The 13,196-nt window shown below is 61.4% G+C and carries 11 protein-coding genes and 1 tRNA gene; 2 read left to right on the top strand and 10 right to left on the bottom strand.

The window, feature by feature from the left end:
• Nucleotides 1–102 precede the first annotated feature (102 nt).
• The 9 genes from AC1RTB_RS17835 to AC1RTB_RS17795 form a co-directional block, all read right to left on the bottom strand.
• Nucleotides 103–2,058, bottom strand: coding sequence for an acetyl/propionyl/methylcrotonyl-CoA carboxylase subunit alpha (locus AC1RTB_RS17835; RefSeq protein ID WP_492880206.1), 1,956 nt, complete (start codon nt 2,056–2,058; stop codon nt 103–105).
• Between the two features lie 14 nt (nt 2,059–2,072).
• Nucleotides 2,073–3,680, bottom strand: a complete 1,608-nt coding sequence (locus AC1RTB_RS17830; protein WP_492880207.1) for a carboxyl transferase domain-containing protein — start codon at nt 3,678–3,680, stop codon at nt 2,073–2,075.
• A gap of 119 nt (nt 3,681–3,799) precedes the next feature.
• Nucleotides 3,800–4,183: a type II toxin-antitoxin system VapC family toxin gene (locus AC1RTB_RS17825; protein WP_492880208.1), complete on the bottom strand. Its 384-nt coding sequence runs from the start codon at nt 4,181–4,183 to the stop codon at nt 3,800–3,802.
• On the bottom strand, nt 4,180–4,569 hold the full coding sequence (locus AC1RTB_RS17820) for an AbrB/MazE/SpoVT family DNA-binding domain-containing protein (RefSeq protein ID WP_492880209.1): 390 nt from the start codon (nt 4,567–4,569) through the stop codon (nt 4,180–4,182). Before AC1RTB_RS17820 ends, AC1RTB_RS17825 begins: the two co-directional genes overlap by 4 nt.
• Before the next feature lie 68 nt (nt 4,570–4,637).
• A complete protein-coding gene (locus AC1RTB_RS17815) occupies nt 4,638–5,801 on the bottom strand; it encodes an isovaleryl-CoA dehydrogenase (RefSeq protein WP_492880211.1) in 1,164 nt (387 codons plus the stop codon).
• The gene (locus AC1RTB_RS17810; RefSeq protein WP_492880213.1) at nt 5,767–6,411 is read right to left on the bottom strand and encodes a TetR/AcrR family transcriptional regulator; all 645 of its coding nucleotides are present in this window, start codon (nt 6,409–6,411) and stop codon (nt 5,767–5,769) included. Before AC1RTB_RS17810 ends, AC1RTB_RS17815 begins: the two co-directional genes overlap by 35 nt.
• 131 nt (nt 6,412–6,542) lie before the next feature.
• Nucleotides 6,543–7,652: a pyridoxal phosphate-dependent aminotransferase gene (locus AC1RTB_RS17805; protein ID WP_492880214.1), complete on the bottom strand. Its 1,110-nt coding sequence runs from the start codon at nt 7,650–7,652 to the stop codon at nt 6,543–6,545.
• Between the two features lie 239 nt (nt 7,653–7,891).
• The gene (locus tag AC1RTB_RS17800; RefSeq protein ID WP_492880317.1) at nt 7,892–8,767 is read right to left on the bottom strand and encodes a tyrosine-type recombinase/integrase; all 876 of its coding nucleotides are present in this window, start codon (nt 8,765–8,767) and stop codon (nt 7,892–7,894) included.
• Nucleotides 8,768–9,080: 313 nt separating this feature from the next.
• Nucleotides 9,081–10,226 carry a porin gene (locus AC1RTB_RS17795; protein WP_492880215.1) on the bottom strand — a complete coding sequence of 382 codons (1,146 nt, stop codon included), beginning with the start codon at nt 10,224–10,226 and terminating at the stop codon, nt 9,081–9,083.
• Nucleotides 10,227–10,678: 452 nt separating this feature from the next.
• On the opposite strand from AC1RTB_RS17795, the gene AC1RTB_RS17790 reads away from it, so the two are divergent.
• Nucleotides 10,679–10,769: transfer RNA gene (locus tag AC1RTB_RS17790), tRNA-Ser, on the top strand.
• A gap of 147 nt (nt 10,770–10,916) precedes the next feature.
• Entirely contained in the window at nt 10,917–12,029 is a 1,113-nt protein-coding gene (locus AC1RTB_RS17785) for a porin (protein ID WP_492880216.1), read from the top strand.
• Between the two features lie 203 nt (nt 12,030–12,232).
• On the opposite strand, the gene AC1RTB_RS17780 is transcribed toward AC1RTB_RS17785, so the two are convergent.
• Complete coding sequence (locus AC1RTB_RS17780; protein ID WP_492880217.1) at nt 12,233–13,114, bottom strand: alpha/beta fold hydrolase; 882 nt, start codon at nt 13,112–13,114, stop codon at nt 12,233–12,235.
• Nucleotides 13,115–13,196 lie beyond the last annotated feature (82 nt).

The following is a 13,196-nucleotide window of genomic DNA, read 5'->3' as shown; positions in this document are numbered from 1 at the left end:
GAGATATCCGATTTGCCGCAGCAGGGCAGTAAGGCAGTAAGGCAGTAAGGCAGTGGCTTCTCTACTGCCCTATTCCCCTACTGCCTTACTCCCCTCAACCCGTCACTCCTCGAAGCGCACCAGCACCGTTCCATCCGTCACCTGCGCGCCCTCGGTGGCGATCTCGGAGATGACGCCGTCATGTGTGGCGGTGATGGTGTGCTCCATTTTCATCGCTTCGAGCACCAGCAGCGGCTGGCCCTTGCTCACCTTGTCGCCCTTGGCGGCACGCACAAGCTTGACCAGGCCCGGCATCGGCGCGCGCATGCTTGACGTGCCTTCGCCGATCTCGGCGGCGCGGGCGAAAGGATCGCTGATGACGAAGTCGAAGGAGCGGCCGTTTTCGAATACCGTGACATGGCCGGGCCAGGCGGCAACAGTTGCGCCGGCGTTGCTCGTCCCGGCCGCAAGCACGAAGGCTTCACCGCCATCGGGCCTGACGTCGAAACGCCCGTCCGGCCGCGCAGTGATGTGGGCGACGATCTCCGCACCGCCAAACGACAGCGACGCCCGCCGGGCCAGCGGGTTGAAATGGGCGTAGCCGGTGAGGCCTGACCACGGATCGTTGGAGGTTGCTGATGCGGTTGCACCAGTGGCCGCCAATGCGGCAAGCGCGATGGCACGGCTGCCTGGCGCGGCGGTCGTTGTGAGTTCGTCCTGCTTGCGCCCGATAAGACCGGTGTCGACATCGCCTGAGGCGAAGTCGACGTCCCGTGCCAACGCTGCCAGGAACGCCGCGTTGGTCGTCGATCCCGCCACTTCTGTGTGGGTCACCGCCTCGGCCAGCGCATCGAGTGCTGTGGCGCGGTCCGGCCCATGCGTCACCACCTTGGCGATCATCGGATCGTAGAAAGGCGAAATCGCGTCGCCCTGCCTTACGCCGGTTTCAACCCGGATCTCAGTGCCAGCAGCCGTTTCGGTCGGGAAACTGAGGTGATGCAGCGTGCCGATCGCCGGCAGGAATCCCTTGGCCGGGTCTTCCGCATAGAGCCGTGCTTCGAAAGCATGGCCATCGAGCCCGATGCCATCCTGGCCCAAAGGCAGTTCTTCGCCAGCGGCCACGCGCAACTGCCATTCGACAAGGTCGACGCCGGTCACCATCTCGGTCACCGGGTGCTCGACCTGAAGCCGCGTGTTCATCTCCATGAACCAGAAGCGGTCGGGTTTGAGCCCCTCGGACGCATCGACGATGAACTCGATCGTGCCAGCGCCGGAATAGCCGATCGCCTTGGCGGCTTTCACCGCGGCTTCGGTCATCGCCGCGCGCAGTTCAGCCGTCATGCCAGGGGCGGGGGCTTCCTCGATCACCTTCTGGTGGCGGCGCTGGGCGGAGCAATCGCGCTCGAACAGATGCACCGCGTTGCCGAAATTATCGCCAAACACCTGCACCTCGATATGGCGCGGCTTGTCGACATATTTTTCGACCAGCACGCGATCGTCGCCGAAGGCAGCCTTGGCCTCGCGGCGCGCGCCCGACAGCGCGTCGGGAAAATCATCCGGATGGTCGACGCGGCGCATGCCCTTGCCGCCGCCACCGGCGCGCGCCTTGATCAGCACGGGATAGCCGATCTCGCGCGCCTTGCTGGCCAGGATGACGATCTCTTGCGCCTCGCCGTGGTAACCGGGAACAACCGGCACGCCGGCCTTTTCCATCAGCCGCTTGGCAGCATCCTTGAGACCCATGGCGCGGATCGAATCCGCCGATGGTCCGATGAACACGAGGCCGGCTTGCGTCACCTGGTCGACGAAGTCGGGGTTTTCCGACAAGAAGCCATAGCCAGGATGGATCGCCTCGGCACCGGTCGCCTTGGCAGCGGCGATGATGACGTCGCCGCGCAGGTAGCTTTCGTTGACGGGCGAACCGCCGATATGCACGGCCTCGTCGGCCATCGACACATGCAGCGCGCGCGCGTCCGCGTCCGAATAGACGGCAACTGTCTTCACACCCATCTTGCGGGCGGTACGAATGACGCGGCAGGCGATTTCGCCGCGATTGGCGATGAGGATTTTCGAAAACATGCCTTGATCCCCCATCACATCCTGAACACGCCGAACTTGGTGTCGGCAATCGGCGCGTTGAGCGCGGCAGACAGGCTGAGCGCCAGCACCTCGCGCGTTCGCGCCGGGTCGATGATGCCGTCGTCCCACAGTCGTGCGGAGGAGTAGAGCGGGTGGCCCTCGCGTTCGTATTTCTCGAGGATCGGCGCGCGGAACTCGGCCTCTTCCTCCTTCGACCATGTGCCGCCCTTGCGTTCGATGCCCTCGCGCTTGACCATGGCGAGCACTGTCGCCGCCTGCTCGCCGCCCATCACCGAGATGCGCGCATTCGGCCACATCCACAGGAAGCGTGGCGAATAGGCCCGCCCGCACATGCCGTAATTGCCGGCGCCAAACGAGCCGCCGATGATGATGGTCACCTTCGGCACCTGCGCCGTCGCCACCGCCGTCACCAGCTTGGCGCCGTCCTTGGCGATGCCGCCGGCTTCGTATTTCGCCCCCACCATGAAGCCGGTGATGTTCTGCAGGAACACCAGCGGGATCTTGCGCTGGCAGCACAGTTCGATGAAATGCGCGCCCTTGAGCGCACTCTCCGAAAACAGCACGCCATTGTTGGCGATGATGCCGACAGGCATGCCGTGGATATGGGCAAAGCCCGTCACCAGCGTGGTGCCGTAGTTCTGCTTGAACTCGTCGAATTCCGAACCGTCGACCACCCGCGCGATCACTTCACGCACGTCATAGGGTTGGCGCAGGTCGGCAGGGATCACGCCATAGACCTCTTCAGGTGCATGAACAGGCGGAATCGTTTTCTTCAGGACGAGCCCGATGTCCTTCTTCCGATTCAGGTTCTTGACGATGCGCCGGACAATCGCCAGCGCGTGCTCGTCGTCCACGGCATAGTGATCAGCGACGCCGGAGACACGCGTGTGCAGATCGGCACCGCCCAGTTCCTCGGCACTGACATCCTCGCCGGTTGCTGCCTTCACCAGCGGCGGGCCGGCCAGGAAGATCGTCGCCTGGTTGCGCACCATGATCGTTTCGTCCGACATAGCCGGCACATAGGCGCCGCCCGCCGTGCATGAACCCATGACGCAGGCGATCTGCGGAATGCCGGCGGCCGACATGTTGGCCTGGTTGAAGAAGATGCGGCCGAAATGATCGCGGTCGGGAAAAACCTCGTCCTGGTTGGGCAGGTTCGCCCCGCCGGAATCGACAAGATAGATGCAGGGCAGATTGTTCTGCAGCGCGATCTCTTGCGCGCGCAAATGCTTCTTCACCGTCAAAGGGTAGTAAGTGCCGCCCTTCACCGTGGCGTCATTGACCACCACCATGACCTCGGTGCCTTCGACCCGGCCGATGCCGGCGATCAGCCCCGCCGATGCGATGTCGCCGCCATAAAGGCCCCAAGCGGCAAATTGGCCGACCTCAAGGAATGGCGAGCCGGCGTCGAGCAATTGCGCGAGGCGTTCGCGCGGCAACAGTTTCCCGCGCGAGGCATGCCGCTTGCGCGCCTCATCCGACCCACCGCGCTCCACCGTTGTTGCCTTGTCGCGTATATCCGCCACCAGCGTTCGCAGGCGTGCGGCATTGGCCTTGAAGCTTTCGGTGGAGGGCGAGATCTGGGAGTTGAGCGTCGGCATTTTTCCTCTTGGAGTGATACCCATGCGGTGCTGCGCCCAAGGCGCGAAGCAGTCATGGTGGGGGGCGAATCTAACGCACTAGCCTCGTAATTTCGGTGAAGTCCAGCATTGCTTCGGACCTAGCGGATCAGTTCGATTTGGCAGCCGAGGTCGAGCGTGGACCAGATACGATCGGCAGTGACGGCGGTTCCTTGATGTCTCGCAGCCGTGGCGATGCAGGCTCGATCTCCGAGCGAAAGCACGCCTTTGCCGCAATTCTTGCGCAGCTCGCCCGCGAGAATTGCGAGTTCGGCATCGAAGGCGACGATCTCGATATTGCTGTCCCTCACATACTGTAACGCGATGTCCTCTGGATAAGCGTATTCAACACACTTGGTGACGACTTCGGCAAGATTCACGCTGCACATCAGCGCATTCTTGGCCAGATCGGCTGCCAGGTCGCGGCCGTTTTCGCCGAGCAGAACCGCCAAAATCGCCGAGGAGTCGAGGACGTAGCCGCTCACTCGGCCTCAAGCGGAGGTAATCCGCGCTCCCTGCGCCAGGTGTTGGCTTCCTCGGTCTCTCGGCGTGCCTCTTCGTGTCGCTCTGCGATAAACTCGTCGACCACGCTTACCTCGGGATTTTTCGCCTTGAACTTCCGTGCCTCTGCCTGAACGCGTTTCAAGGCTACATCAGGCGACACGATACGAAACTCTCCGTCGACGACACGTGCGGTCACGGTGTCCCCGGGTTTGACGAACATCGCTGCGCGCATTCCCGCCGGAATGACAATGCGGCCGCCGTCACCAATCTTCAGCCTGACATATTCGACTGACGCGAGGCCCGTTTCCAGACTTTCGAACTGCTTGGGTTCTTCGGCGAAACCTTTCGGCCCTTCTGGCGCAGTCATGGCAATCACCTCGATCTGTGGCAGGAAATGAAATTATGCCATTCTTCCAAGTTTGCGGCAAATCGCGGTCAAACCCCATCCGCCATGATCTCGCGGCCGATCAGCCAGCGTCGGATTTCGCTGGTGCCGGCGCCGATTTCATAGAGCTTTGCGTCACGCAGCAGTCGCCCCGTTGGATAGTCGTTGATGTAGCCGTTGCCACCGAGCAGCTGGAGCGCGTCGAGCGCGCACTGCGTTGCCTTTTCCGCGGCAAACAAAACGCAGCCGGCCGCATCCTTGCGTGTCGTCTGGCCCCGGTCGCAGGCTGCCGCCACCGCATAGACATAGGCGCGGGCGGCATTCATCGTCGAATACATGTCGGCAAGCTTGCCCTGGACGAGCTGAAACTCGCCGATCGGCTGGCCAAACTGCTTGCGGTCGTGGACATAAGGCACCGCGACGTCCAGGCATGCCGCCATGATGCCGATCGGCCCGCCGGCCAGCACCACGCGCTCATAGTCGAGCCCCGACATCAACACCTCGACGCCCAGCCCTTCCTCATGCAGCACGTTTTCGAACGGCACCTCGACATTGTCGAACACCAGTTCGCCGGTGTTCGAGCCACGCATGCCGAGCTTGTCGAGCTTTTGCGCGACTGAGAATCCCTTCATCGTCCTTTCGATGATGAAGGCGGTGATGCCGCGCGATTTCATGTTGGCATCGGTCTTGGCATAAACCACCAGCGTGTCGGCGTCGGGGCCGTTGGTGATCCACATCTTGGAGCCGTTGAGCACATAGCGGTCATTCAGCTTTTCGGCCTTCAGCCTCAGCGACACGACATCCGAACCCGAGCCGCTCTCCGACATGGCGAGCGCGCCGACATTCTCGCCCGAGCACAGCTTGGGCAGGTATTTAGCCTTCTGCTCAGCCGTTCCCCAGCGCTTGATCTGGTTCACGCACAGGTTCGAATGCGCACCGTAAGACAGGCCGACCGAGGCCGAGGCGCGGGAAATCTCTTCCACCGCAACGACATGGGCGACATAACCCATGCCCGAACCGCCATGTTCTAGGTCGGCGGTGATGCCGAGCAGGCCGAGCGCGCCAAGCTCCTGCCACAGATGCGCGGGAAATTCGTTGTCGCGGTCGATGTCGGCGGCAATCGGCGCGATGCGGTCCTGGGCGAAGCGGCGCACCATCTCGCGCAGGCTGTCGACATCCTCACCAAGCCCGAAGTTCAGCGTCTTGTCGTACATGCCTGTCCTCCGTGTTTGGCCTGGCGCCCGTCAGGCGCATCGTCATGGCCAGATAAGTCGCTGTCACTTCATCGACCGACAGTCTTTCATCGGGACGAAACCAGACGATGACGCCGGTGATCATCTGGATGATCGCCATGGCGGTCAGCCCGGTGTCGTCGACCTCCAGCACGCCCGCGTCCGCGCCATCGCGCAGGATGGTCCTGAGCTCCTTCTCATAGGCCGTGCGGAGCTTGAGGATGCTGGTCAGATTATCGCGCGAAAGGCTGCGCAACTCCATGTTCGAGACATGGGTGGCGTGGCGGCGCTCGACGTGGAAACGGATGTGATTGGCGACAAAGCTGGTCAGCCGCGCCACTGGATCATCATTGTCGGGGCGGGCGCTTTGCCAGGTGGCGGCCAGCTCCACCATATGCTCGCGCATCAAGGTGTGGAGCAAATCTTCCTTGGTCGGAAAATAGCGGTAGAGCGCTGCGGCCTGGACGCCGACTTCAGCCGCCAGCTGGCGCATCGTCACGGCCTCGAAGCCATGGCGCGCGATCAACTGCACAGCTGCGTCGCGGATCGCCGCTTCGGTTCTTTCGCCGTCCGAACCTGCCGTTCGCGCCATTCAGCCATTCCTCCCGAATGGCCAATTAATAAAACGAACGTTTAATTAATTCAAGAGGCATCCATGGCAGCTGTGGATGAGGGCGCGAAGCAACTCCGCGCCCACTATCGGTTCAAGCTTTATGTGCCGGCTCAGCCGCGCGCGGCGGCGATCGCGCCGGGCAATTCTTCGGCGAAAATGTCGATCTCGTGGTCGAGCCCGACACTGACCCTGATGCAGCGGTCGAGCACCGGCGCCATCGGCTTGCGGATGAAGACATCGCGAGCCAGCAGGTTGCGCATCACGGCAAGCGCGAACGCAGCGTCGCTGCCGCAGTCGATGGTGACGAAATTGGTCGCCGAGGGCAGGGGCTTGAGCCCATTGTTGCGGGCGATCGTGGCGATGCGCTCGCGCCCGACTGCCACCTTGGCCACCACATCGGCCAGCCAGGCCTGGTCGGCGAGCGCCTCTTCGCCGGCGATCTGCGCCATGCGGCTCACACCGTAGTGGTTGCGCACCTTTTCGAAACTGGCGATCACCTCGGCATCGCCGAAGGCATAGCCGCAGCGGATGCCGGCAAGCCCATAGGCCTTGGAGAAGGTACGCATGCGCACGACATTGGGTCGCGAGACATCGACAGGCGGTAGCGCCGAGGCAGGTGCCGTCTCGCCATAGGCTTCGTCGAGAATCAGCGTCGTCGTCTCTGGCAGTGCCTCGATGAAGCGCAGGATGTCGTCCGCCTCCCACCAGCTGCCCATCGGATTGTCCGGGTTGGAAAGATAGACGATCGGCGCGTTCTCGCGCTTCACCGCGTCGAGCAGGCCCTGGAGATCTTCCTTGTCGTTGCGGAACGGCACCGGCACCAGCCGGGCGCCGACGCTGGCGACATGGAAATTGAAGGTCGGGTAGGCGCCGAGCGAGGTGACGACAGGATCGCCTTCGGCGGCGTACATGCGCACGACAAGATTGAGCAGGCCGTCTATGCCTTCGCCGACCACGACATTGTCGGCATCAAGCCCGAGATGGCGGGCCAATGCGAGCTTGAGATCGTAATTGTCGGGATCGCAATATTTCCACATGTCGGCTGCGGCTTCCTGCATGCGCGCAACGACGCGGGGCGAGGGGCCAAAACCGCTCTCATTGGCGCCCATGCGAGCCCGGAACGGCCTGCCGCGCTCGCGCTCCTGAGCCTCGGGCCCAACGAAAGGCACGGTGACGGGCAGGGCGCGGATGACGGGGGTCAGAAGCGGGCGTTTGGTCATGGCAACATACTCATTGGCGCGATCCGGCCCGAACCGCGCGCGGAAATCTTGAAAGACCCCGCCTATACGACGAAAAGGGCGGGGCTTGCATGCGGTTTGTGGTGGCAGCCAGAGTTTCCGCAGCAAGCTCGGCGCCAGTCAGGGTGCCCGAAAGTCAGCATGGATCGGCCCCCGCATGGTGCCTTTGCGATTCGCCTCACGCGCCAGATGACTGGCGCGTGCCGCTCTCGAATCGCTTGTCAGTGACGCTCCAGCACCACCACGCAGCGGTCGAGGTCGTTGGTGGCCAGGTGGGCATAACGCATCGTCATCGTCAGCGTCTGGTGACCGAGCCACATCTGCACGCGGCGAATGTCGATGCCGCCTTGTACCAGGCGTGATGCGCAGGTGTGGCGCAGGATGTGCGGCACCACCTGATCATCGGCGGCGAGGCCCACTTCGGCCTTGGCGTCGTTCCATATCGCGCGGAATTGCGGTTGCGTCAGCATGGCGAACGGCCCCTTCGGGCGCGGTCCGCGCTCGGGTGGCCACTTTGCGGTTTCCCTGGCGCGGCCGGTCAGCGGAATGGTACGGCTGCGGCCGGATTTGGTGATCCAGAAGCTGACGCGCGTGTCCTGAATGTCGTTCCAGATCAGCCCAAGCGCCTCGCCCAGGCGGCACCCCGTGTCGACAAGAAACACCGAGAGCCGGTAGGCATCTTCGCTTCTGGATTTGATGGCGGCGAAAAGCCTGTCCTCTTCCTCGGGTTCGAGAAAGCGGATTCGTCCCGCCCGCTCTTTCTGGCGGCGGAACTCGGGCAGGCTGTGGACATCTCCCATCTTGTAGGCCTTGCGCAGTAGTTTGCTCAATGCGGCCATCTTTCGATTGATGGTCGCGTTGCTGTTACCGCGTTGACGCAGGGAGCCTATCAGGCCGTCGAGCGCCTCCTGGGAAAAAGCGCTGAAGCGCTCGCCTAGAAGAATCTCGTCGATCTCACCGAGGAAGGAGCTGACGTTGTATTTATGCTTTCCGTCGTCCCATAGAATGTCTTTGTAGGACGCAAAAAGCTCTAAAACCCTAAATGACTTTACTTCTTTAATATTATTGAAGCTGTAAGTTACCTTGCAATTCGTCATCAGGGCGGCAGAATGATGGCCGCTCACAATATGGTCCTTTGAAGTTGCTTTCTTCATAAATTTTCCGGCAACCTTTCGACGAAAAGCAGCTAACGCTACTCCACGATATGGTGGCCGGCAAGGCGACGACAATGTTCATACAACTCATGACAATTCGGCAGGGGCAATGGTTCCCGGCTTCGGATCGCACTTGTCTACAACGTCCGTCCAGCTCCTTCGTTCAGTTCGATATCCCGACGCTGCCGCCGGTAGAAAAACGGCCCGGGTCTCAAAAAGAAACCCGGGCCGCCTTTTTGCTTACAACGTCAGCTGATTAGAAAGCTGCGTCGAGACGCAGGAAGCCAGCGAAACCACCGCCGTTGCCGCCATTGTCTTCATCGAAGGAGTCGCCGTTGTAGTAGTTGAGGGCGAGCTTCGCATCGAGGTTCTCGACGATGTTGTAGTCGATGACCGCGCCGAGCGAGTAGTCGTTGTTGCCGCCCTTGATGTTGATGCCACCGGGGACGAGGGACGCGATGTTGTCGTCGTGCGCGTCACCGAAGTACTGACCGCCGAAGCCGACTGCCAGCTTCTGGTTGACCTGGTACTTCAGGTAAGCCGCAACCGTCCAAGCGTAGCCCCGATACTCGGTGCTGAGGGCGTCAATCGAACCAACCGGGCTGATCGACCAGTAGGTCGGGCCCGACTCGTAACCTGCGAGAAGCTGCAGGGTGAGTGCGTCGGTTGCCTTGATGTTGGCGATACCCTTGAGAGCGAACTCTCCATAGGCGTCGTCATAACCAGCATACAGGTTGAGCGAACCCCAGCCCTGCGTGATGGCAACCTTGCCGACGACCAGCGGCACGTAGTCGAAGTTGCTCGACTCTTCTTCCAGGCCGAGCGACACGGCGATGCCGTTGCCGGCGTCGAAGGTGTAGCGGATCTGGTTGATGCGGTCGCCGCCGCCCGAGTCGAACTCGCCGTCGAGATCGCCATCGAACAGGGTGTCGGTGTGACCGACGAGCAGGCCGCCGAGTTCGAAGTAGGCATGACGCAGAGCCGTGCCGCTTTCGCCGTTGAGGCCGGTCCATCTAGCATCCAGACCGGTGACTGGATCAACCGTATCGGTCTGCTCCCAGCCACCATTGTTCTGGGTGCTCGCCTGGAACTCGATGTAGCGGCGGAACGTGCCGTATTCGGTTTCCGAACGCGCATCCAGCTTCAGACGCATAAGAGCGGTCTTGTTCCAGCCGTCTTCCAGGATGTGCTCAGCATTGCTGATCTGGTAACGAACGAGGCCGCCAATCTTGAGGCAGGTCTCGGTGCCGGGGATGTAATAGAAGCCCGCGCCGTAAACGTCGCAGATGCGGACGTATTCCATGGGCTCCGGCTCAGCAACGACGACAGCGTCGGCCGCACGAGCGCCGGAGACTGCGAGCAGAGCCGCAGCGGAGCCGAGAAGTAGGCTCTTAATGTTCATTTTCTGACCTCCAGTCAAAAGTTTCATAAAAGGGTCTGGGTATTTTTTGCTGAAGGACAGCGTTCCCTGCCCCATCCCCGTTTGAAAAAGATGCGCACCGCGCTCCCTCTTCGACACCGACATTACCCATGAGCCGCCGCGGTTCAACAACCAACGCAATCCGCAAGGGGCTCCGGGCGTGCTATCGACAGGCGATGTTGCACAAAAGACACGATTTGATACCCCCTATAAAGAAGTCATTAAGATATGGCGCCGTTTGACCGCTGCTTTCCCGCTCGCCAGCGCATCTACCTGAGATGTCATGGCGACGAGTCGTGAACGATCCGGCGTCCATGGGCGTCTCGCAGAGACCGACGATTCGTTGGCTGCGACCACCTGGCGACGCTTTTTATGTATATTGTCGCAAAGGCTTGTTGATTGTGCCGCTCCTTTTCTTTATCCAGCGGCGCAACGGAGAGGTGGCCGAGTGGTCGAAGGCGCTCCCCTGCTAAGGGAGTAGAGGTCAAAAGCTTCTCGTGGGTTCGAATCCCATCCTCTCCGCCAGCCTTAGGCCGCCATTTCCACCGAAATCAAAAATCACCAAATATTTCAGTCGCTTGCGCCGTTGCCGCTGGCAATGCGGTTCATTTTCCACGGCTTTGCGGACATGTTTTTCGGCTTTCGGTCGCGATTCTGACTGGAGGTCAGAAAATGAACATTAAGAGCCTACTTCTCGGCTCCGCTGCGGCTCTGCTCGCAGTCTCCGGCGCTCGTGCGGCCGACGCTGTCGTCGTTGCTGAGCCGGAGCCCATGGAATACGTCCGCATCTGCGACGTTTACGGCGCGGGCTTCTATTACATCCCCGGCACCGAGACCTGCCTCAAGATCGGCGGCCTCGTTCGTTACGAGATCGGCTTTGCTGAGCACATCGGCGACAACGGCTGGAACAAGGGCGCGCTTATGCGTCTGAAGCTGGATGCGCGTTCGGAAACCGAATACGGCACGTTCCGCCGCTACATCGAGTTCCAGGCAGGCATTGGTGGCGATGCCGGCTGGGTCCACGACGATGTTACAGATACGAACAGCTGGCGCGGTCTCAAGAGCGAAGGTAAGACGGCTCTGCGTCACGCTTACTTCGAACTCGGCGGCCTGCTCGTCGGTCACACCGACACCCTGTTCGACGGCGATCTCGACGGCGAGTTCGACGCTGGCGGCGGTGAGCGCGTCAACCAGATCCGCTACACCTTCGACGCCGGCAACGGCATCGCCGTGTCGCTCGGCCTGGAAGAAGAGTCGGACAACTTCGACTACGTCCCGCTGGTCGTCGGCAAGGTTGCCATCAATCAGGGCTGGGGTTCGCTCAACCTGTATGCTGGTTATGACAATGCCTATGAAGAGTTCGCTCTCAAGGCAATCGCCAACATCAAGGCAACCGACGCTCTCACCCTGCAGATTCTGGCAGGCTACGAGTCGGGCCCGACCTACTGGTCCATCAACCCGACCGGTTCCGTCGACGGCTTCACGGGCGGCGTCTACAACGGCTACGCTTGGACGCTCGCTGGTTACCTGAAGTACCAGGTCAACGAGAAGCTGGCAGTCGGCTTCGGCGGTCAGTACTTCGGCGATGCGCATGATGACAACCGCAGCATTGCCAACGGCGGCTTCAACGACTACTCGCTCGGCGCGGTCATCGACTACAAGATCGTCGAGAACCTCAATGCCAAGCTCGCCCTCAACTACTTCGATGGCGATAGCTTCGACAACCTTCCGAAGGGCAATGGCGGCGGTTTCGCTGGCTTCCTGCGTCTCGACGCTTCGTTCTAATCGGCTCTACAGCTGATCTGAGGAAAACCCGGCGGGCAACCGCCGGGTTTTTTCGTTTGGTGCGGCTACAGTTGCAGTGGTGGCGAATGCCATTGCCGCCCGGCGACTACTGTCGTCGCAGCAATCGTGGCAGGGCATTTTTGCCGGCTCTTCGGTCCTGAAATTGGTGCGGTTGCTCTACCTTCGCGTGCCGCCGAGCTTGCCTAAGCGTCGGCTCCCCGCAAGAAATCCGCGATTCTGTCCGGCAGCTCCCCTGTCTCCAGAAACGGTGCGTGGCCCTGACCCTCGACGGTGATCGATCCGAGCCTCGGATGGCGCCTGTGCATCTCCTCAAGCGTTGCAACCGACAGCAACCGCGAGTTCGCGCCACGGACGGCGAGCATGGGCACTGACGCGAGGGCTTCGAACTGTGGCCATAAATCCGGCAGCGGCTTGTCGAGATCCATTGCCAGCACGGTGTTGATCAGCGCAGGATCGAAGTCGGCGACTGGCCTTCCATCCTCATTGCGATAGATGGCGTGGACGAAACTGTTCCAGTCGGCCTCCGTCAGGGCCGGAAATGCCCCGCCGTGGACGCTTTTTTGAATCCGCACCGCGTCAGCGAAATCCTCCGGGCGCGATGAATTCTCCAGATATGAGCGAATATGGGCAAGGCCGGCTGGTTCGATCACCGGGCCGATGTCGTTGAGCACGACTGCCTTGATCAGGGCAGGGCGCATGGCGGCGAGCACATGGATGATCAATCCGCCGCGCGACGTGCCGATGAAGACCGCCTGATCGATGCCGAGTGCGTCCAGGCCCGCGATGACATCGGCAGCTTCCATGCCGACATTGTAGTTCTGCCAGTTCGGGTCGTAGGCCGATTGGCCACGACCTCGATAGTCGAAGCATATGATTCGGCGTGGCTTTTTGGGGGTGTTGGCGAGATGGAGCGCGAGCTCGTGAAAATCCCTGCTATTACGGGTGAGGCCGGGCAGGCACACGACCGGCAGGCCGGGATTATCGGCTCCATAGAGCCGCGCATGCAGCTTCAGGCCGTCCGGCGATGCATAAAAGAAGTCCGAAAAGCCGTCTTCGCTGGACATCGCGTCGCTTCTCCCCCGCACAATGCGCCTGTCGCACCGGCCTGAATTAGCTACAGGTGCGGTTGCGGCAGGTCAAACGTGG

The organism is Aminobacter sp. GW821-FHT11F06, assembly GCF_058808215.1.
Note: the sequence above shows the minus strand (reverse complement) of the source record. Positions and strands in the feature narration are given on the sequence as shown.